Here is an 18,937-nt window from a genome sequence, read left to right as displayed (position 1 = left end):
GCCGACGCGGTGGCAACTACCGCGGCGGCGGCGCCGGTGGTGGCGGGGGTGCACCGGCCGGTGCCGGTGGCGGATTCCGCGGTCGCCCCGGTGGCGGCGGCGGTGGTCGTCCAGGCCAGCGCGGCGGCGCCGCGGGTGCCTTCGGGCGTCCCGGTGGCGCGCCGAAGCGCGGCCGTAAGTCGAAGCGGGCGAAACGCGCCGAATACGAGAACATGCAGGCGCCGGTCGTCGGCGGCGTGCGGTTGCCGCATGGCAACGGCGAGACCATCCGGCTGGCCCGCGGCGCGTCGCTGAGCGATTTCGCCGACAAGATCAACGCCAATCCGGCCTCGCTGGTGCAGGCGCTGTTCAACCTCGGTGAGATGGTCACCGCCACGCAGTCGGTGGGCGACGAGACCCTCGAGCTGCTCGGCAACGAGATGAACTACGTCGTGCAGGTCGTGTCCCCGGAGGACGAGGACCGCGAGCTGCTCGAATCCTTCGACCTCACCTACGGCGAGGACGAGGGCGGCGAAGAGGACCTCGAGCAGCGGCCCCCGGTGGTCACGGTCATGGGTCACGTCGACCACGGCAAGACCCGACTGCTGGACACGATCCGCAACGCCACCGTCCGCGAGGGCGAGGCCGGCGGCATCACCCAGCACATCGGCGCCTACCAGGTCACGGTCGAGCACGACGGCACCGAGCGGCCGATCACCTTCATCGACACCCCCGGTCACGAGGCGTTCACCGCCATGCGTGCCCGTGGTGCGAAGGCCACCGACATCGCGATCCTGGTGGTCGCGGCCGACGACGGTGTCATGCCGCAGACGGTCGAGGCGATCAACCACGCGCAGGCGGCCGACGTGCCGATCGTGGTGGCGGTCAACAAGATCGACAAGGAGGGCGCCGACCCGGCCAAGATCCGCGGTCAGCTCACCGAGTACGGCCTGGTCGCCGAGGACTTCGGCGGCGAGACCATGTTCGTCGACATCTCCGCCAAGCAGGGCACGAACATCGACGCGCTGCTCGAAGCGGTCCTGCTGACCGCGGACGCGGCGCTGGACCTGCGGGCCAACCCGGACATGGAGGCCCAGGGTGTGGCGATCGAGGCGCACCTGGACCGTGGCCGCGGCCCCGTCGCGACCGTGCTGATCCAGCGCGGAACGCTGCGGGTCGGCGACTCGATCGTCGCGGGCGACGCCTACGGCCGCGTGCGGCGCATGGTCGACGAGCACGGCGAGGACATCCACGATGCCCTTCCGTCGCGGCCGGTGCAGGTCATCGGCTTCACGTCGGTGCCGGGAGCCGGTGACAACCTGCTCGTGGTCGACGAAGACCGCATCGCCCGGCAGATCGCCGACCGGCGCAGCGCCCGCAAGCGCAACGCCCTGGCGGCGCGCTCGCGCAAGCGGATCAGCCTGGAGGACCTGGATTCGGCGCTGAAGGAGACCAGCCAGCTGAACCTGATCCTCAAGGGCGACAACTCCGGCACCGTCGAGGCGCTGGAGGAGGCCCTGCTGGGCATCGAGATCGACGACGAGGTGGAACTGCGCGTCATCGACCGCGGTGTCGGTGGCGTCACCGAGACCAACGTCAACCTGGCGTCGGCCTCGGATGCGATCATCATCGGCTTCAACGTCCGCGCGGAGGGCAAGGCCACCGAGCTGGCCAACCGCGAGGGCGTCGAGATCCGCTACTACTCGGTGATCTACCAGGCCATCGACGAGATCCAGGCCGCGCTCAAGGGCATGCTCAAGCCGGTCTACGAGGAGAAGGAGCTCGGCCGCGCCGAGATCCGCGCGATCTTCCGGTCGTCGAAGGTCGGCAACATCGCGGGTTGCCTGGTCCAGTCGGGCATCATGCGGCGCAACGCCAAGGCCCGCCTGCTGCGCGACAACGTCGTGGTGGCCGAGACCGTCACCATCTCGTCGCTCAAGCGCGAGAAGGATGACGCCACCGAGGTGCGCGAGGGTTACGAATGCGGTCTCACGCTGACGTACTCCGACATCAAGGAAGGCGACATCATCGAGGCGTACGAACTCGTCGAAAAAGCGAGGACGTAGTGGCCGATCCGGCACGGGCACGCCGGCTGGCCAAGCGCATCGGCACCGTCGTCGCGTCGGCGATCGAGTTCGAGATCAAGGATCCCCCGTTGGCCTTCGTGACCGTCACGGACACGAAGGTGACGGGTGACCTGCACGACGCCACCGTGTTCTACACGGTGCGCGGCGAGACGCTGCAGGACGAACCCGATTACGCCGCCGCGGCAGCGGCGCTGGAGCGTGCCAAGGGCACGTTGCGCAGCAAGGTCGGCGCTGCCACCGGCGTGCGGTTCACTCCCACACTGGCTTTCGAGCTCGACAAGGTTCCCGAGACCTCTGCGCACATGGAGGCGCTGCTGGCGCGTGCGCGTGCCGCAGATGAGGATTTGGCGAGAGTTCGGCAGGGCGCCAGGCACGCAGGCGATGCCGACCCGTACCGTGTGACGGGGGCGGAGGAAACCGGCGGGGACTCGGAGTACGGGCAAGACAACGGACTCGATGTTGAGGACACCGGTGACAACGACAGACAAGGCGACTGACGTCGCGCTGCCGGGCACGCGCGTCGACGCGCACACGGCCGCCGGGCTGCTGTCCGCGGCAGGCACCGTCAGCGTGGTCTGTCACGTCTATCCCGACGCCGACACGATCGGCGCGGGGCTGGCGCTGGCCTTGATCCTCGAACAGGCGGGCAAGGCCGTGCAGGTCAGCTTCGCCGCTCCCGAGGACCTGCCCGAGTCGCTGCAGTCGCTGCCCGGCGGGCACCTGCTGGTCCAGCCGGACGCGGTGCGGCGCGACGCCGACCTGGTGGTCACGGTCGACATCCCGAGCGTGAACCGCCTGGGTGCGCTGCGTGACCTGGCCGATTTCGACGTCGATCCCGACCGCGACGTGCTGGTGATCGATCACCACGCCTCCAATCAGCTGTTCGGCAGCGCCAACTACGTCGATCCGTCGGCGGATTCGACCACCATGCTGGTCGCGGAACTGCTCGACGCCTGGGGCAAGCCGATCGACGCCGGGGTGGCGCACTGCCTGTATGCGGGGCTGACCACCGACACCGGGTCGTTCCGGTGGGCCAGCGCCCGCGCGCACCGGCTGGCGGCCCGGCTGGTCGAGCTGGGCGTCGACAACGCCGCGATCAGCCGCACGCTGCTGGACACCCATCCGTTCGCGTGGCTGCCGATGCTGTCGCGGGTGCTGGCCTCTGCGCGCCTGGTGCCCGACGCCGCGGGTGGCCGCGGCCTGGTGTACGCCGTTGTGGCGCATGATGAGTGGTCCACCGCGCGGCCCGAAGAGGTGGAGAGCATCGTCGACATCGTGCGCACCACCGCGCAGGCGGAGGTGGCGGCGGTGTTCAAGGAGATCGAACCGCTGCACTGGTCGGTGTCGATGCGCGCCAAGTCCTTCGACCTCGCCACGGTGGCCAGTTCGTTCGGTGGCGGCGGACACCGGCTGGCGGCCGGCTACTCGGCCAGCGGATCCGCCGACGACGTGGTCGCGGCGCTGCATTCCGCCCTTGGCTGACGACGTCAGCGGGGACCTGCCCGAGCCGGTCGCGGCACGGCCGGAACCGGTCACCTCCCGGCGCATCGCGGCGTTGGCGTTCCCGGCGCTGGGTGTGCTGGCCGCCGAGCCGGTCTACCTGCTGTTCGACCTGGCCGTCATCGGCCGCCTCGGCGCGGTCAGCCTCGCCGGCCTGGCCATCGGCGCGCTGATCATGGGCGTGCTCAGCTCCCAGCTGACATTCCTGTCCTACGGCACGACCGCCCGGTCGGCGCGCTACTTCGGGGCGGGTGATCGCACCGCTGCGGTCGGCGAGGGCGTGCAGGCCACCTGGCTGGCGCTGGCCATCGGCACGGCGATCGTGGCCGCGGTGCAGGTCGCGGCGGTGCCGCTGGTGTCCGCACTGTCCGGTGGCGGCGAGGTCGCCGAGGCCGCCTTGCCGTGGGTGCGCATCGCCAGCCTCGCGGTGCCCGCCATCCTGGTGGCCGCGGCGGGTAACGGCTGGATGCGCGGCGTGCAGGACACCATGCGGCCGCTGCGCTACGTGGTGTTCGGCTTCGCCGTGTCGGCGGTGCTGTGCCCGGTGCTGGTCTACGGCCTGCTCGGCGCGCCGCGGCTGGGCCTGCCCGGGTCGGCGATCGCCAATCTCGTCGGCCAGTGGATCGCCGCGCTGCTGTTCGTGTGGGCGCTGCTGGTGGAGCGCGTCGCGCTGCGGCCCGCGCCGGCGGTGCTGCGCGCACAGGTGGTGATGGGCCGGGACCTGGTGCTGCGCACGCTGGCGTTCCAGGCGTGCTTCGTGTCCGCGGGGGCGGTGGCCGCACGGTTCGGCGCCGCCGCCGTGGCCGCGCACCAGGTGGTGCTGCAGCTGTGGAGTTTCCTTGCGCTGGTGCTCGATTCGCTGGCCATTGCGGCGCAGTCGCTGGTCGGCGCGGCCCTCGGAGCCGGCCACCTGGCGCACGCCAAGTCGGTGGCGTGGCGGGTGACGGTGTTCTCGACGGCGGCCGCCGCGGCGCTGGCGGGAGTGTTCGCCGCAGGCGCGTCGGTGCTGCCGGGCGTGTTCACCGGCGACCGGTCGGTGCTCGACGAGATCGCGGTGCCGTGGTGGTTCCTGGTGGCGCAGCTGCCGATCGCGGGCATCGTGTTCGCGATCGACGGCGTGCTGCTCGGCGCGGGGGACGCCACGTTCATGCGCAACGCCACCCTGGCCGCGGCGCTGCTGGGCTTCCTGCCACTGATCTGGCTGTCGCTCGCCTTCGGCTGGGGACTGCTCGGCATCTGGGCGGGGCTGAGCACGTTCATGGTGCTGCGACTGGTGTTCGTCGGCTGGCGCGCCCTGTCCGGCCGCTGGCTGGTGCCCGGAACGGCGTGACCGGCGTTTGTCAGCGCACCTGAGCGCGGCCCCGCTCGAACACCGCGGCGCGGTTGGCGGCGATGTCGTCGCCGGACGCCGTCGCCATCCAGCGCCGCGCCGAGTCGGCCTCGATCCACAGGGCGGCGTTGGTCTGCGATTCGTCGATGCGGTGGTAGGAGTCCAGCAGCGCCCGCACCGCGCGCTGGTTGTTGCCGACGATCGAGGCCGCGACCTGTCGCGCGGTCGGCAGCAGCTCGTCGTGTGCGACGACCTGGGTGACCAGTCCGGCCCGCAGCGCGTCGGATGCCGACAGGTAGTCGCCGGTCAGGCTCATCCGGCGGGCGAGCCCGACACCGACCTTCTGCGGCAGCCGCACCGACAGCCCCCAGGTGGGCATCAGGCCGACGCGGGCGTGGGTGTCGGCGAACCGGGCCTGCTCCGAGGCGATCAGGATGTCGCAGTAGAGCGCCATCTCCAGCCCGCCGGTGACGGCGGCGCCGTTGATCGCACCGATCACCGGTTTGGTTAGGTGCGGCCACTTCGGCGAGATGTCGGGCAGTTCGGTCTGGTCGCCGAGTTCCTTGAGGTCCAGCCCGGCGCAGAACACGGGGTCGGCGCCGGTGAAGATCAGCACGTCGACGTCGTCGTCGGTCTCCGCGTCCCGCAGCGCGCCGAACAGCTTGCCGCGCAGCGCCGCCGAGAGCGCGTTGCGGGCCTGCGGCCGGTTCAGCGTCAGGGTGCGCACCCGGTCGGTGGTGTCGATCAGCAGGATGTCGTCGGCGTCGGTCATGGGGTAGACGCTAGCGACCGCGCCTATCGTGGTCGTCATGTGCCGAAACATCACTGAACTGCGTGGGCTGGAGCCGCGGGCGACGGACGAGGAGATCGAGGCCGCGGCGCGCCAGTACGTCCGGAAGGTCAGCGGCATCACCCGGCCGTCGACGGCCAACGAGGAGGCGTTCGAAGTGGCCGTCGCCGAGGTCACCGCCACCACCACCCGGCTGCTGTCGACGCTGCCCGAGCGGCGTCAGCCGCCGAAGACCGTGCCGCCGCTGCGCCGCCCCGAGGTGCGGGCCCGCATCGCCGCCAAGGCCGCGCAGACCTCGGCGTGACGCCGGCGCCCACCGGCCCGGCGCTCAAGGAGTGGAGCGCCGCGGTGCACGCGATGCTCGCGGGCCGGCAGTCGATCCTGTTGCGCAAGGGCGGGATCGGTGAGAAGCGCTTCCGGGTGGACGCTTCGCGCTTCCTGCTGTTCCCCACCGTCGCGCACAGCCACGCCGAACGGGTGCGTCCCGAACACCGCGACCTGCTCGAGCCGGCGGCCGCCGACTCCACCGAGGACGCCGTCGTGCTGCGGGCCGGCGCCGCCGTCGTGGAGGCCGTCGAGGTGAACAGGCCCGAGGCGATCGACGAGCTTGCGCCGCTGCACATCTGGACCGCCGACTCGATCCGGTCCGATCGCCTGGACTTCCGGCCGAAGCACCGGCTGACCGTGCTGGTGGTCGCGGTCACTCCGCTTCTCGAGCCGGTACGGCTCACGCGCGCCCCGGAGTACGGCGGCTGCACCAGCTGGGTGCAACTACCGGTCGCCCCGGCGTGGGGCGCGCCGGTCCGCGATGCGGCCGAGCTGGGGGAGCTGTCCGGTCGCGTCCGCGACCTAGTGGGCTGACGGCGGACGGGGTCCGGCGGGCAGCAGCAGTCGCGACACGCCCCCCGCGCCGTGGTGGACGGTGTGGGTCGCCGGCACCGTCCGGTCGCCGAGCAACGGCGCGTCGCCGGTGCCGAGGTTGCGGTCGAACCGCGGATGCGAGCCGCCCGCGACGAGCACCCGCAGCCGCGAGCCGGCGGGGAAGCGGTGCGCCACCGCGTCGAGTTCGATGCGCACCGTCCCGCTGACGCCGCCAGGACGCAGATAGCCGTCGGAGACGTTGCGGGACCGGCCGCGCTCGTCGACGTGGCCGAGGCGGACGAACACGTCGTTGTGCGGGTTGTCGCAGGAGTGCGCCAATTCGACCACCGGCGTGCCGACGACGTAGAGGTCTTCGGTGAGCGGCTCACCGGTGAAGGTCAGCACGTCGGCGCGGCGGGCCAACCAGGAGTCGTCGCGGTAGCCGGCCTCGGGGGACAGCAGCCGCCCGCCGATGGTCGGTGTCGGGTCGGCGGGGTCGTAGGTGAACGTCGACGACGGTGCGGCCGGGTCCGGGGCGGCGCCCGCGAGCCGGTGGCCGGGGTGCAGGAACATCTCCTGCTCGGGCATGGCCGGCGGCCAGTCGGGCGGCTCGAGCCAGCCGTGACCGTTGACGAACGCCCGCACCGGGCTGCGCCGCCGCGCCGGTGCGCCACCGAGGTGGGTGGCCAGCCAGTCGAGCGTCTCGCCGACCACCGTGGCGGCGCCCTTGGTCATCAGCTGCGTGTGGGTCCACGGCCCGACGGTCAGCGCGCACGGCACACCGCGGTCGCGCAGATGCCGGTACTGGGTGAGGGACTGCTCGAGGAACAGGTCCTGCCAGCCGCTGACCAGCAGCACCGGCACCGCCACCCGGTCCAGCGCCTCGGTGGCCCGCAGCCCCGCCCAGAACGGGTCGTCGGGGTCCTCGTGCTCGAGCCACGACTCGAACCACGGCGCACCGCTGCCCAGCAGGTCGCGCGCCGATTCGCCCAGCGGCAGTCCGGCGGTGGCCCGGGCCACCGCCCGGCGGGAGCGCACCTGGCGGATCAGCGCCGCCGCCCGGCCCGGGTCCTCCTGGTGGGCGACCATGTGGCTCCAACCCAGGAAGTCGTTGAGGGAGAACGACCCGGTGCCCCACGACGAGGCCCGGAAGTCGTGCGGCCCGACGGCGATCACGGCCGCCGCGAGTTCCGGCGGCGGGTCCTCCAGCATCGCCCACTGCGTGAAACCCAGATAGGACAGGCCGACCGTGGCGAACGACCCGGTGAACCACGGCTGGTCGCGCAGCCAGGCGGCGGTGTCGGCGCCGTCGGCCTTCTCGTGCACCATCGGCGTGAACTCCCCGCCGGAGCCGAATGTGCCACGCACGCTCTGCACCAGCACGTGGTAGCCGCGCGCGGCGTAGACGGCGGCGAACAGCAGTGAGAACGGAAAGCCGCGGCCGTAGGGTCCCCGCACCAGCAGCGTGCCCGCGGGCCGGTCGGTGTCGGGCACGTAGTGATCGGCGATCAGGTCGACACCGTCGCGCATCGGGACCCGCAGGCCGCGCTCGACCCGGAAGTCGCTGGTGTGGGGCGGCAGCCGCAGCAGCCGGCTGACGGTTCTGCCCGCGAGTCTGCGCAGCGGACCGGTCGAGGTGGCCGGTCGCCGGTCGGTGGTGCTCATGCGGCCAGGTTAGAGAAGCCTCTTCTCAGAACGTGTACGACGGCACCAGTTCGTGGGCGCGCTGCAGGTTGGTCTGCATGCAGTCCGGGTCCGGCTCGGAGTAGATCGGCGAGTAGAACACCGACTGCTGGATCACGCCGTAGCTGGTGTCGAACGCGATCATGCAGGTGATCCACCACCGGTTGTTCCAGTCGGTCGGCTTCATGATCCAGTACTGGGCGGCGCGGTGACCGGAGACGTCGAGTTCGACGGCGTCCGGCGGGATGGTCTCCTCGTAGCTGCGCCACACGAGCGGTTCGATCGCCATCTGGTAGTTGCCCGCGTCGTACTTGCACCGCAGGCCCTCCTCCGGCTGCGGCGGCGTGAAGGCCAGCCCGATGCGCTGGACGACGTCGAGCGGGATGTCGTTACACGGGGCGAACGGGCTGGGATCGACGATGTCGACCACCGGCCACTTGATCGTCGTCGAGGCCGTCAGCGGCAGGAACGTGGACCGCAGATCGACCCCACCGGTGGCGGTGCCGGGCGACGGTGCGGTCTGCCACACCACGACCACCGCCGCGAACAGCGCGGCGAGCGCCGAGAGCAGGCGCATCCTGGCGACCATCACACCCCCTCTCAGGTCCGACCCTGCCGGGAGTGTATCGGTCCGCGGCGGCTGGATGACTCGTAACGGCCACCGTAAACGAGAACATGTTCTAGTCGCCGACAGGGGTCACCGCGGGCGCGCAAGTAGGCTGATCGGTTGTGGTCACTCCTGCGCAGCCGCGCGACCGGCGGCCGGTGTTGTGGGCAATCAGCGACCTGCACACCGGGCACAACGGCAACAAGCCCATCACCGAGTCGCTGTATCCCTCCTCGCCCGACGACTGGCTGATCGTCGCCGGCGACGTCGGCGAACGCACCGACGAGATCCGGTGGGCGCTCGACCTGCTGCGCAAGCGCTTCGCCAAGGTCATCTGGATTCCCGGCAACCACGAATTGTGGACGACGAACAAGGATCCGATGCAGATCTTCGGCCGGGCCCGCTACGACTACTTGGTCACGATGTGCGACGAGATGGGCATCGTCACCCCTGAGCACCCCTACCCGGTGTGGACGGGCGAGGGTGGCCCCGCGACCATCGTCCCGATGTTCCTGCTCTACGACTACAGCTTCCTGCCGGAAGGGGCCGCCACGAAGGCCGAGGGCCTGGCGATCGCCCGGGAACGCAACGTCGTGGGCACCGACGAGTTCCTGCTGTCGTGCGAGCCGTATGCCACCCGCGACGCCTGGTGCCGCGAGCGGGTGGCCGCCACCCGCAAGCGGCTCGAGGAGCTGGACTGGATGATGCCGACCGTCCAGGTCAACCACTTCCCGATGGTGCGCGAACCGTGCGACGCGATGTTCTACCCGGAGTTCTCGCTGTGGTGCGGCACCACCGCCACGGCCGACTGGCACACCCGCTACAACGCCGTCTGCTCGGTGTACGGCCACCTGCACATCCCGCGCACCACCTGGTACGACGGCGTGCGGTTCGAGGAGGTGTCGGTGGGATATCCGCGGGAGTGGCGGCGGCGCAAGCCCTATCGGTGGCTGCGGCAGATCCTGCCCGACCCGAAGTACGCGCCCGGCTACCTCAACGAGTTCGGCGGGCACTTCGAGATCACCCCCGAGATGCGGGACGGCGCGCGCAAGATGCAGGAGCGGGTGCAGTCGAGGCGGTCCAGGTGAGCCTGCTGCCCACGGTGATGCCACCGGCGGTGGCGACCGCCGAACTGTACGACGACCCCGCCGGCCTGGCCCCGCTGCCGGAGGAGGCGCCGCTGGTGGCGCGGTCGGTCGCCAAGCGCCGCAACGAGTTCGTCACCGTGCGCCACTGCGCGCGCCAGGCGATGTCCCAGCTCGGCCTGCCGCCGGTGCCGATCCTCAAGGGGGACAAAGGCGAACCGTGCTGGCCCGACGGCGTGGTCGGCAGCCTGACGCACTGCAAGGGCTTCCGCGGCGCCGTGGTGGGCCGGCGCTCGGAGGTGCGGTCGCTCGGCATCGACGCCGAACCGCACGACGTCCTGCCCGACGGCGTGCTCGACGCGATCAGCCTGCCGGTGGAGCGGCACGAGTTGGCCGCGTTGCCTGCCGAGTTGCACTGGGACCGGATCCTGTTCTGCGCCAAGGAGGCGACCTACAAGGCGTGGTACCCGCTGACGCACCGCTGGCTGGGCTTCGAGGACGCGCACATCACGTTCACGCCCGACGGCACCGGCACCGCGGGCACCTTCGAGTCGCGGATCCTGATCGACCCGGCCGCGGAGTTCGGACCGCCGTTGACCACGCTCGCCGGGCGGTGGTCGGTGGCCGACGGGATCGCGCTGACGGCGATCGCGCTGTGAGCAGGCCGGCACCGCCGGCCGGCATCGTCGTCGTGGACAAGCCGGCGGGGATCACCAGCCATGACGTGGTGGGTCGCTGCCGGCGGGTCTTCGGTACCCGCAAGGTCGGCCACGCAGGCACACTCGACCCGATGGCGACCGGTGTGCTGGTGGTGGGCATCGAGCGGGCGACGAAGATCCTCGGCCTGCTGACCGCCGCTGACAAGTCGTACTCGGCGACCATCCGGTTGGGGCAGACCACCACCACCGAGGACGCCGAAGGCGAAGTGCTGCAGACGATCTCGGCTACCGCGGTCGACGACGCCCAGATCGAGGCGGCGGTGGCGGCGCTGCGCGGCGACATCGAGCAGGTGCCGTCGGCGGTCAGCGCCGTGAAGATCGGTGGGGAGCGCGCCTACAAGCTGGTGCGGGAGGGCCGGACCGTCGAACTGCCGCCCCGCCCGGTGCATGTCGAGCGGTTCGACGTCACCGCGGTCCGCCGCGACGCCGCCGGCTTCGTCGACGTCGATGTCGATGTGTCCTGTTCGAGCGGCACCTACATCCGCGCGCTGGCCCGTGACGTGGGCGCGGCGCTGGGTGTCGGTGGCCACCTCACGGCGCTGCGGCGTACCCGCGTCGGCCGGTTCGGCCTCGACGAGGCGCGCACGCTCGATGCGCTGGCCGAGCAGCCGTCGCTGAGCTACTCGCTCGACGAGGCGTGCCTGCAGGGCTTCGCGCGCCGCGAGCTGACCGACGTGGAGGCCGAGTCGGCGCGCCACGGCCGTGCGCTGCGGCCGGCGGGCATCGACGGTGTGTATGCCGCGACCGCGCCCGACGGCCGGGTGATGGCGCTGCTCACCGACGACGGGCAACGGACGAGAAGCGTTGTGGTGGTGCGGCCGGCGACGCTGTGACGGTCGAGTGGAAGGCGCCGCAGGACTGAGAGCCCGCTCGAGCGCACCGCGGTCGGTAGGCTGCGCTCGTGACGGTGGCCGACGGAGCAGCCGGCCGGGTGCGACGCACCCAGGCCGAACGCAGCGCCGCGATGCGGCTCCGCCTCCTCGACGCGACCGTCGAATGCCTGGTCGATCACGGATATGCCGGCACCACCACCCACCGCGTCGCCGAGGTCGCCGGGGTGACGCGCGGAGCCCAGATCCACCATTTCCGGTCCAAGGAGGACTTGGTGATCGCCGCGATCGAACATCTGGCGCATCAGCGCGCCGAGGCCGCCATCCGGGAACTCGGCCGGATCGAGCGCAGCGACGACCTGCCCGCGGCGATCCTGGAGTTCCTCTGGGACATCCACCAGGGGCCGCTGACCGTCGCGACCTTCGAGCTGTGGATCGCGTCGCGGACGGACCCGGCACTGGCCGAGCAGGTCCAGCGGGTGGAGCCCGTCGTCAACGGCGCCGTGCTGGCGGCCATCGCGCAGGTGCTGCCCGAACGGGCCGCGGCGCAGAAGGAACTGCGCGACGCCGTCTACACCGCGATGGACGCGCTTCGCGGGATCTTCGTGGGCAGTTTCGCCGACAGTGACCCGGCCCGGCTGCGGCGGCGCTGGGATCGTGCGGCGACGCGACTGCATCGCGACATCGGCTCCGCACTCGCCGAGGCGGCGCAGGCACCGGCCTGAGCCGCTTCGAGTTGTTTGCGTTCCGGTTGGAATGTATCTTTATTCACGGCGGCGTCAGGGGGAGGAGCCGCCGGAGCGTCGGGGGCGTCACTTCGGTGACGCCCCCGACGGCACCCAAGGGCTGTTCACACGGCCGCTGTCGTGCCTAGGCCACCACCCAGATCGCCTCGGCGGCCGGGCTGCCGAGGTCGACGGTGGTGCTGGTGGTTTCGCTGCCCGGGCGCGCGGGGTCGCCCGGGTCCACCGGGTTCACTGGATTCTCTACGGCCACTGAGATCATCCCGGCGAAGTCGCGCCGAGCGAGCACCCGCACCCGCGAATCGAGCGTGATGCCCACGGTGTCGAAGTACCGCAACATCTCCGGATCGGCGTCGGAGATGCGGGCCACCGTGCCGGCGTCGCCGTCCTGGCACACCGACAGCTGCCGCGCCGGCGGCGTGGGCACCTGACCGTCGGCGGCCGGGATCGGGTCGCCGTGCGGATCACGGGTGGGATGACCGAGTTTGGCGTCGATGCGGTCGAGCATCCGGTCGGAGACCGCGTGCTCGAGGATCTCGGCCTCGTCGTGCACCTCGTCCCAGCCGTAGCCCAGTTCGCGGACCAGGAAGGTCTCCATCAGCCGATGGCGGCGCACCATCGCCAGCGCCGCGCGCCGGCCGGCGTCGGTGAGCGTCACCGCGCCGTACTTCTCGTGGTGGACGAAGCCCTGGTCGGCCAGCTTGCGGATGGACTCCGAGGCCGTGCTCGCGGAAACCCCGAGCCGCTCGGCGAGCATCTTGGTGCTCACCTTCTCGTGGGACCATTCCTGGGCCGTCCAGATGACCTTGAGATAGTCCTGGGCAACCATCGTCAGCTCAGGTGGGTTGCTGTCCGGACTCACAACTAGCAAGTTTAGGCAATCATCACCTGATCCGGGCATCCAGCGCGCCCACGGCGCGGCCCGGGCCGTAGGCTGGCGGTGTGCTGCGCTGGCGGGGTCAGGACGAAATCCCGACCGACTGGGGCCGATGTGTCGTCACCATCGGGGTGTTCGACGGCGTGCATCGCGGGCACGCCGAACTCATCAACCACGCCGTGAAGGCGGGCCGCTCACGCGGTGTGCCCACCGTGCTGATGACGTTCGACCCGCATCCGATGGAGGTCGTCTTCCCGGGCAGCCATCCGGCGCAGCTGACCACCCTGACCCGGCGTGCCGAGCTCGTCGAGGAGATGGGCATCGACGTCTTCCTGGTGATGCCGTTCACCTCCGACTTCATGAAGCTCACCCCGGAGCGCTACATCCACGAGCTACTGGTGGAGAACCTGCACGTCGTCGAGGTGGTGGTGGGGGAGAACTTCACGTTCGGCAAGAAGGCCGCAGGCAACGTCGAACTGCTGCGCAGGGCCGGTGAGCGGTTCGGGTTCGCCGTCGAGAGCCTCTCGCTGGTCGCCGAACACCACCGGGAACAGTCGGTGACCTTCTCGTCGACCTACATCCGGTCCTGCGTCGACGCCGGTGACGTGGTCGCCGCCGCCGAGGCGCTGGGACGCCCGCACCGGGTCGAGGGGGTGGTGGTGCGCGGTGACGGTCGCGGCAAGGACCTCGGCTATCCGACGGCCAACGTGGCACCGCCGATGTACTCGGCGATACCGGCCGACGGGGTCTACGCCGCCTGGTTCACCGTGCTGGGCCGCGGACCGGTGATGGGCACCGTCATCCCCGGCGAGCGGTACCAGGCCGCGGTGTCGGTGGGCACCAACCCGACGTTCTCCGGGCGCACCCGCACGGTCGAGGCGTTCGTCCTGGACACCACCGCCGACCTGTACGGCCAGCACGTCGCGGTCGACTTCGTGGCCCGGATCCGGGGCCAGGAGAAGTTCGACTCGGTCGACGACCTGATCGTGGCGATGGGCGGGGACACCGAGCGGGCCCGCACCATCCTGCGCGATTCTTTCTGAGCGCCCCGGCGCTGTTAGACTCTGCGCCGACCCGGCACGTTGCTGCAGTTCGCGGTGGCCGTGCCCTTCGGAGCCGTCCGGCTCCCGCAGTTCGCGAACTGAAAAGATGGAGTGAATTCGTGGCGCTCACCGCCGATCAGAAAAAAGAGATCCTGGGCTCCTACGGCCTGCATGCGACCGACACCGGTTCGCCCGAGGCGCAGGTGGCAATGCTGACCAAGCGCATCGCCGACCTGACCGAGCACCTCAAGCTGCACAAGCACGACCACCACTCGCGGCGCGGCCTGCTGCTGCTCGTCGGCCGCCGTCGCCGGTTGCTCAAGTACGTCGCGCAGGTCGACGTGGAGCGTTACCGCTCCCTGATCGACCGGCTGGGCCTGCGTCGCTGACGCTGTTCACGTGCGGACGCTGCCCGCGGTCGTCACGGCCGCGCTGCTCGCGACCGCGGGGCTGACGGGCTGCTCGTCGGCCGCCGCGGCCGACATGGGGGTGGGGGACTGCCTGAAGATGGGCGGCACCCTCGACCGTCCGGAGGCGACAAAGGTCGGCTGCGGCACACCGGAGTCGAACTTCAAGGTGGTCGCCACGGTGGACGACAGCGACCAGTGCCCCACCGACGTCGACTCGTACTACTCGATGCGCAGCGCGTTCCGCGACACCGGCCAGACGATCTGCATGGACATCGACTGGGTCGTCGGGGACTGCATGAGCATCGACCCGGAGAACTCCCGCGACCCGGTGCGGGTGGACTGCTACGACGGCACGATGCCGCACCGCCAGCGGGCCACCCAGATCCTCGACGAGGTCGCCAACGTCGACCAGTGCACCACCGGCGTCGGCTACGCCTATGACGAGCGACAGTTCACCGTCTGCGTCGAGGACGTGTCCTGATCGGCCCGGTCTTTAGGGTCCGGACCAGCCAGGTTGTACCATTGATCTGTCCGCGCGGATTTCGTTCACCCGCGGGCATCGGGTGCGGCTTCGCAGATCCGCGAAAGCCGTCCCCGCGTGTCATATCGGGACCCGCCTGATGGCACGGTCTTCGGTAGTGGCTGCCGGATAGGAATCCGGCAGCTTCGATCGACGGCCGTAGCCGCATCAAGGCTGGTGGTTCAGGGCGCCGTTCCGGCTGCCCGGCATGTCCGACGGTGACCACGCGAAACAGCTGAATGATGTTCAGAGAGGCCATACGGACGCCTATGTCTGTAGTTGAAATTGAAGACGGCGTGTACGAGTCCACCGCCGTGATCGACAACGGGAGCTTCGGCACCCGCACCATCCGCTTCGAGGCCGGCCGGCTGGCCCAGCAGGCGGCCGGTTCTGTCGTCGCCTACCTCGACGACGAGACCATGCTGCTGTCGGCCACGACCGCCAGCAAGAACCCCAAGGACCACTTCGACTTCTTCCCCTTGACGATCGACGTCGAGGAGCGGATGTACGCAGCGGGCCGCATCCCCGGTTCGTTCTTCCGCCGCGAGGGCCGGCCGTCCACCGACGCGATCCTCACCTGCCGGCTGATCGACCGCCCGCTGCGGCCGACGTTCGTCTCCGGCCTGCGCAACGAGATCCAGGTCGTCGTCACCGTGATGAGCCTGGATCCCAAGGATCTGTACGACGTACTCGCGATCAACGCCGCCTCGGCGTCCACGCAGATCTCCGGGCTGCCCTTCGCCGGCCCCGTCGGTGGCGTGCGCGTCGCCCTGATCGACGGCCAGTGGGTCGCGTTCCCGACCGTCGAGCAGCTCGAGCGTGCGGTGTTCGACATGGTGGTCGCCGGCCGTAAGACCGACGATGACGTGGCGATCATGATGGTCGAGGCCGAGGCCACCGACAACGTGATCGAACTGGTCGCCGGCGGAGCCGGTGCGCCGACCGAGAGCGTCGTGGCCGAGGGCCTCGAGGCCGCCAAGCCGTTCATCGCGGCCCTGTGCACCGCCCAGCAGGAGCTGGCCGGCAGTGCGGGCAAGGAGACCGCGGAGTACCCGCTGTTCCCGGAGTACCAGGACGACGTGTTCGACGCGGTCGCCGCGGTGGCCACCGACGAGCTGTCGAAGGCGCTGACCATCGCCGGCAAGGAAGAGCGCAACGACCGCACCGACGAGATCAAGGTCGAGGTGCTGGGCCGGCTGGCCGACCAGTTCGCGGGCCGCGAGAAGGAGATCGGCGCCGCGTTCCGGTCGCTGACCAAGAAGCTCGTCCGCCAGCGCATCCTGACCGACCACTTCCGCATCGACGGCCGTGGCGTCACCGACATCCGGGCGCTCAGTGCCGAGGTGGCCATCGTGCCGCGGGCACACGGCAGCGCGTTGTTCGAGCGCGGCGAGACCCAGATCCTGGGTGTCACCACGCTGGACATGGTCAAGATGGCCCAGCAGATCGACTCGCTGGGGCCGGAGACGTCCAAGCGCTACATGCACCACTACAACTTCCCGCCGTTCTCGACCGGTGAGACCGGCCGCGTCGGTTCGCCGAAGCGTCGCGAGATCGGTCACGGCGCGCTGGCCGAGCGGGCCCTGATGCCGGTGCTGCCGAGCATCGAGGAGTTCCCGTACGCGATCCGTCAGGTGTCGGAGGCGTTGAGCTCCAACGGCTCGACGTCGATGGGTTCGGTGTGTGCGTCGACGCTGTCGCTGCTCAACGCCGGTGTGCCGCTTAAGGCTCCGGTCGCGGGCATCGCGATGGGCCTGGTGTCCGACGACGTCGAGGTGGACGGCAAGACCGAGCGCCGCTTCGTGACGCTGACCGACATCCTGGGCGCCGAGGACGCGTTCGGTGACATGGACTTCAAGTGCGCAGGCACCAAGGACTTCGTCACCGCGCTGCAGCTCGACACCAAGCTCGACGGCATCCCCTCGCAGGTGCTGGCCGGGGCGCTGGCCCAGGCCAAGGACGCGCGTATCACCATCCTCGAGGTGATGGCCGAGGCCATCGACGAGCCCGACGAGATGAGCCCGTACGCGCCGCGCATCACCACGATCAAGGTGCCGATCGACAAGATCGGCGAGGTCATCGGGCCCAAGGGCAAGATGATCAACTCGATCACCGAGGAGACCGGCGCGTCGATCTCGATCGAGGACGACGGCACCGTGTTCGTCGGCGCCTCCAACGGCGAGGCCGCGCAGGCTGCGATCGACAAGATCAACGCCATCGCCAACCCGCAGCTGCCCAAGATCGGTGAGCGGTTCCTCGGAACCGTGGTCAAAACCACCGATTTCGGCGCGTTCGTCTCGCTGCTGCCGGGTCGTGACGGTCTGGTCCACATCTCCAAGCTGGGCCGCGGCAAGCGCATCAACAAGGTCGAGGACGTGGCGAAGGTCGGCGACAAGCTCCGCGTGGAGATCGCCGACATCGACAACCGCGGCAAGATCTCGTTGGTCCTGGTGGCCGAAGAGGCCGCCGAGGGCGGCGACGGCACCGCCACCGCCGATTCGGGCGCAACGCCTGTCGATGCCGCGACCAGCAGCAGCTAGGTCCGGAGCAGCGGCGCTGCGGCGCGGTCACCGCGACTCCACCTCGGAGTCGCGGTTCCGCCGCAGCACGCTGCCCGGCGGGCTGCGGGTGGTCACCGAGTACATCCCTTCGGTGCACTCGGCGTCGGTCGGGCTATGGGTCGGTGTCGGCTCGCGCGACGAGGGCCACAGCGTGGCCGGGGCCGCGCACTTCCTGGAGCACCTGCTGTTCAAGTCGACGCCGACGCGGTCGGCGGTCGAGATCGCCCAGGCCGTCGACGCCGTCGGCGGTGAGCTGAACGCGTTCACCGCGCGCGAGCACACCTGCTACTACGCGCACGTGCTGCACACCGATCTGGAGCTGGCCGTCGACCTGGTGGCCGACGTGGTGCTGCGGGGCCGTTGTGCGGCAGGCGATGTCGAGGTCGAGCGCGACGTGGTGCTCGAAGAGATCGCCATGCGTGACGACGATCCGGAGGACACCCTCGGCGACGTGTTCCTCACCGCGATGTTCGGCTCGCATCCGGTGGGCCGCCCGGTGATCGGCAGCGTCGAGTCGATCGAGGGCATGACCAGGGCTCAGCTGCACTCCTTCCATGTGCGCCGCTACGTCCCCGAACGCATGGTGCTGGCGGTGGCGGGGAACGTCGACCACGACGAGGTGGTCCGCCTGGCGCGCGAGCACTTCGGCGATCGACTCGTCCGCGGGCGCAACGCGATTGCGCCGCGCAAGGGCACCGGCCGCATCGGCGGGCACCCGTCGCTGCAACTCGTCGACCGCGACGGTGAGCAGACCCACCTCTCACTGGGGGTGCGCACGCCCGGCAGGCACTGGGAGCACCGCTGGGCGCTGGCCGTGCTGAACAGCGCGCTGGGTGGCGGCCTGAGCTCACGGCTGTTCCAGCAGGTGCGGGAGACCCGCGGCCTGGCCTACTCGGTTTACTCGACGGTGGACACCTTCGCCGACAGCGGAGCCCTCTCGGTCTATGCGGCGTGTCTGCCCGAGCGGTTCGACGAGGTGGTCCGGGTGGTCACCGACGTGCTCGACGGGGTGGCGCGCGACGGCATCACCGAGGCGGAGTGCCGGATCGCCAAGGGATCGATGCGCGGCGGGCTGGTGCTCGGCCTGGAGGACTCCGGGTCGCGGATGCACCGCATCGGCCGCAGCGAGCTGAACTACGGCGAGCACCGCAGCATCGAGGCGACGCTGGACCTGATCGACGCGGTGACGCTCGACGAGGTGAACGCGGTTGCCGCGCAGCTGCTCACCCGGTCCTACGGCGCAGGTGTGCTGGGGCCGCAGGCGGAGAATTCGCTGCCCGAGCGGTTGCGGGTGCTGGCCGGCTGATCCGCC

19 protein-coding genes are annotated in these 18,937 nt (G+C 70.4%); 15 read left to right on the top strand and 4 right to left on the bottom strand.

Going from position 1 to position 18,937, the window contains the following annotated elements:
• From infB to O6P37_RS23030, 4 genes are all read left to right on the top strand, one after another.
• Nucleotides 1-2,045 (top strand): translation initiation factor IF-2 (gene infB, locus O6P37_RS23045; RefSeq protein ID WP_269896250.1); only part of this gene is annotated, 2,045 nt, incomplete at its 5' end.
• Nucleotides 2,045-2,563 carry a 30S ribosome-binding factor RbfA gene (gene rbfA / locus O6P37_RS23040; protein WP_264013512.1) on the top strand — a complete coding sequence of 173 codons (519 nt, stop codon included), beginning with the start codon at nt 2,045-2,047 and terminating at the stop codon, nt 2,561-2,563. The genes infB and rbfA, both read left to right, overlap by 1 nt.
• A complete protein-coding gene (locus tag O6P37_RS23035; protein ID WP_269896249.1) occupies nt 2,538-3,548 on the top strand; it encodes a DHH family phosphoesterase in 1,011 nt (336 codons plus the stop codon). Before rbfA ends, O6P37_RS23035 begins: the two co-directional genes overlap by 26 nt.
• 16 nt (nt 3,549-3,564) lie before the next feature.
• The gene (locus O6P37_RS23030; protein ID WP_269896266.1) at nt 3,565-4,896 is read left to right on the top strand and encodes an MATE family efflux transporter; all 1,332 of its coding nucleotides are present in this window, start codon (nt 3,565-3,567) and stop codon (nt 4,894-4,896) included.
• A gap of 10 nt (nt 4,897-4,906) precedes the next feature.
• Here the strand turns inward: O6P37_RS23030 and O6P37_RS23025 are convergent, their stop codons facing one another.
• Nucleotides 4,907-5,668, bottom strand: coding sequence for an enoyl-CoA hydratase (locus tag O6P37_RS23025; RefSeq protein ID WP_269896248.1), 762 nt, complete (start codon nt 5,666-5,668; stop codon nt 4,907-4,909).
• A 37-nt stretch (nt 5,669-5,705) separates the two neighbouring features.
• Here O6P37_RS23025 and O6P37_RS23020 point away from each other — a divergent pair, with 37 nt between their 5' ends.
• A complete protein-coding gene (locus O6P37_RS23020; protein ID WP_269896247.1) occupies nt 5,706-5,990 on the top strand; it encodes a DUF2277 domain-containing protein in 285 nt (94 codons plus the stop codon).
• 53 nt (nt 5,991-6,043) lie between these two features.
• Complete coding sequence (locus tag O6P37_RS23015; protein ID WP_408633235.1) at nt 6,044-6,547, top strand: DUF1802 family protein; 504 nt, start codon at nt 6,044-6,046, stop codon at nt 6,545-6,547.
• Here the strand turns inward: O6P37_RS23015 and O6P37_RS23010 are convergent.
• On the bottom strand, nt 6,536-8,212 hold the full coding sequence (locus tag O6P37_RS23010) for a CocE/NonD family hydrolase (RefSeq protein ID WP_269896245.1): 1,677 nt from the start codon (nt 8,210-8,212) through the stop codon (nt 6,536-6,538). The two genes, O6P37_RS23015 and O6P37_RS23010, sit on opposite strands and share 12 nt — an antisense overlap.
• Nucleotides 8,213-8,237: 25 nt before the next feature.
• Complete coding sequence (locus O6P37_RS23005; RefSeq protein WP_264013506.1) at nt 8,238-8,819, bottom strand: DUF3558 domain-containing protein; 582 nt, start codon at nt 8,817-8,819, stop codon at nt 8,238-8,240.
• 140 nt (nt 8,820-8,959) lie between these two features.
• Here O6P37_RS23005 and O6P37_RS23000 point away from each other — a divergent pair, with 140 nt between their 5' ends.
• The 4 genes from O6P37_RS23000 (at nt 8,960) to O6P37_RS22985 (ending at nt 12,196) form a co-directional block, all read left to right on the top strand.
• Nucleotides 8,960-9,925 carry a metallophosphoesterase family protein gene (locus O6P37_RS23000; RefSeq protein WP_269896244.1) on the top strand — a complete coding sequence of 322 codons (966 nt, stop codon included), beginning with the start codon at nt 8,960-8,962 and terminating at the stop codon, nt 9,923-9,925.
• A gap of 17 nt (nt 9,926-9,942) precedes the next feature.
• Nucleotides 9,943-10,581 carry a 4'-phosphopantetheinyl transferase PptT gene (gene pptT / locus O6P37_RS22995; RefSeq protein ID WP_269896265.1) on the top strand — a complete coding sequence of 213 codons (639 nt, stop codon included), beginning with the start codon at nt 9,943-9,945 and terminating at the stop codon, nt 10,579-10,581.
• A complete protein-coding gene (gene truB, locus O6P37_RS22990) occupies nt 10,578-11,474 on the top strand; it encodes a tRNA pseudouridine(55) synthase TruB (RefSeq protein ID WP_269896243.1) in 897 nt (298 codons plus the stop codon). The genes pptT and truB overlap by 4 nt, the downstream gene beginning before the upstream one ends.
• 68 nt (nt 11,475-11,542) lie before the next feature.
• A complete protein-coding gene (locus O6P37_RS22985) occupies nt 11,543-12,196 on the top strand; it encodes a TetR/AcrR family transcriptional regulator (protein ID WP_407667640.1) in 654 nt (217 codons plus the stop codon).
• Between the two features lie 145 nt (nt 12,197-12,341).
• Here the strand turns inward: O6P37_RS22985 and mntR are convergent, their stop codons facing one another.
• Nucleotides 12,342-13,043 carry a manganese-binding transcriptional regulator MntR gene (gene mntR / locus O6P37_RS22980; protein ID WP_269896263.1) on the bottom strand — a complete coding sequence of 234 codons (702 nt, stop codon included), beginning with the start codon at nt 13,041-13,043 and terminating at the stop codon, nt 12,342-12,344.
• A gap of 113 nt (nt 13,044-13,156) precedes the next feature.
• On the opposite strand from mntR, the gene O6P37_RS22975 reads away from it, so the two are divergent.
• From O6P37_RS22975 to O6P37_RS22955, 5 genes are all read left to right on the top strand, one after another.
• The gene (locus O6P37_RS22975) at nt 13,157-14,134 is read left to right on the top strand and encodes a bifunctional riboflavin kinase/FAD synthetase (RefSeq protein WP_269896242.1); all 978 of its coding nucleotides are present in this window, start codon (nt 13,157-13,159) and stop codon (nt 14,132-14,134) included.
• Between the two features lie 119 nt (nt 14,135-14,253).
• Nucleotides 14,254-14,523, top strand: a complete 270-nt coding sequence (rpsO, locus tag O6P37_RS22970; protein WP_269896241.1) for a 30S ribosomal protein S15 — start codon at nt 14,254-14,256, stop codon at nt 14,521-14,523.
• A gap of 10 nt (nt 14,524-14,533) precedes the next feature.
• Nucleotides 14,534-15,025 carry an LppU family putative lipoprotein gene (gene lppU / locus O6P37_RS22965; RefSeq protein WP_408633232.1) on the top strand — a complete coding sequence of 164 codons (492 nt, stop codon included), beginning with the start codon at nt 14,534-14,536 and terminating at the stop codon, nt 15,023-15,025.
• A gap of 308 nt (nt 15,026-15,333) precedes the next feature.
• Complete coding sequence (locus O6P37_RS22960; protein WP_269896240.1) at nt 15,334-17,604, top strand: polyribonucleotide nucleotidyltransferase; 2,271 nt, start codon at nt 15,334-15,336, stop codon at nt 17,602-17,604.
• Complete coding sequence (locus O6P37_RS22955; protein WP_269896239.1) at nt 17,582-18,931, top strand: M16 family metallopeptidase; 1,350 nt, start codon at nt 17,582-17,584, stop codon at nt 18,929-18,931. The genes O6P37_RS22960 and O6P37_RS22955 overlap by 23 nt, the downstream gene beginning before the upstream one ends.
• The last annotated feature ends 6 nt before the right edge of the window (nt 18,932-18,937 follow it).

The organism is Mycobacterium hippophais (genome assembly GCF_027529605.1).
In the GTDB taxonomy this organism is placed as follows: Bacteria; Actinomycetota; Actinomycetes; order Mycobacteriales; family Mycobacteriaceae; genus Mycobacterium; species Mycobacterium arseniciresistens.
Note: the sequence above shows the minus strand (reverse complement) of the source record. Positions and strands in the feature narration are given on the sequence as shown.

Coding starts and splice junctions, on each gene's coding strand:
- O6P37_RS23010 (WP_269896245.1), bottom strand. CDS start 8,212: ATGAGCACCACCGACCGGCGACCGGCCACCTCGACCGGTCCGCTGCGC.
- mntR (WP_269896263.1), bottom strand. CDS start 13,043: ATGGTTGCCCAGGACTATCTCAAGGTCATCTGGACGGCCCAGGAATGG.
- O6P37_RS22955 (WP_269896239.1), top strand. CDS start 17,582: ATGCCGCGACCAGCAGCAGCTAGGTCCGGAGCAGCGGCGCTGCGGCGC.
- O6P37_RS23020 (WP_269896247.1), top strand. CDS start 5,706: ATGTGCCGAAACATCACTGAACTGCGTGGGCTGGAGCCGCGGGCGACG.
- O6P37_RS22960 (WP_269896240.1), top strand. CDS start 15,334: ATGTCTGTAGTTGAAATTGAAGACGGCGTGTACGAGTCCACCGCCGTG.
- O6P37_RS23015 (WP_408633235.1), top strand. CDS start 6,044: ATGCTCGCGGGCCGGCAGTCGATCCTGTTGCGCAAGGGCGGGATCGGT.
- O6P37_RS23005 (WP_264013506.1), bottom strand. CDS start 8,819: ATGGTCGCCAGGATGCGCCTGCTCTCGGCGCTCGCCGCGCTGTTCGCG.
- pptT (WP_269896265.1), top strand. CDS start 9,943: ATGCCACCGGCGGTGGCGACCGCCGAACTGTACGACGACCCCGCCGGC.
- O6P37_RS23025 (WP_269896248.1), bottom strand. CDS start 5,668: ATGACCGACGCCGACGACATCCTGCTGATCGACACCACCGACCGGGTG.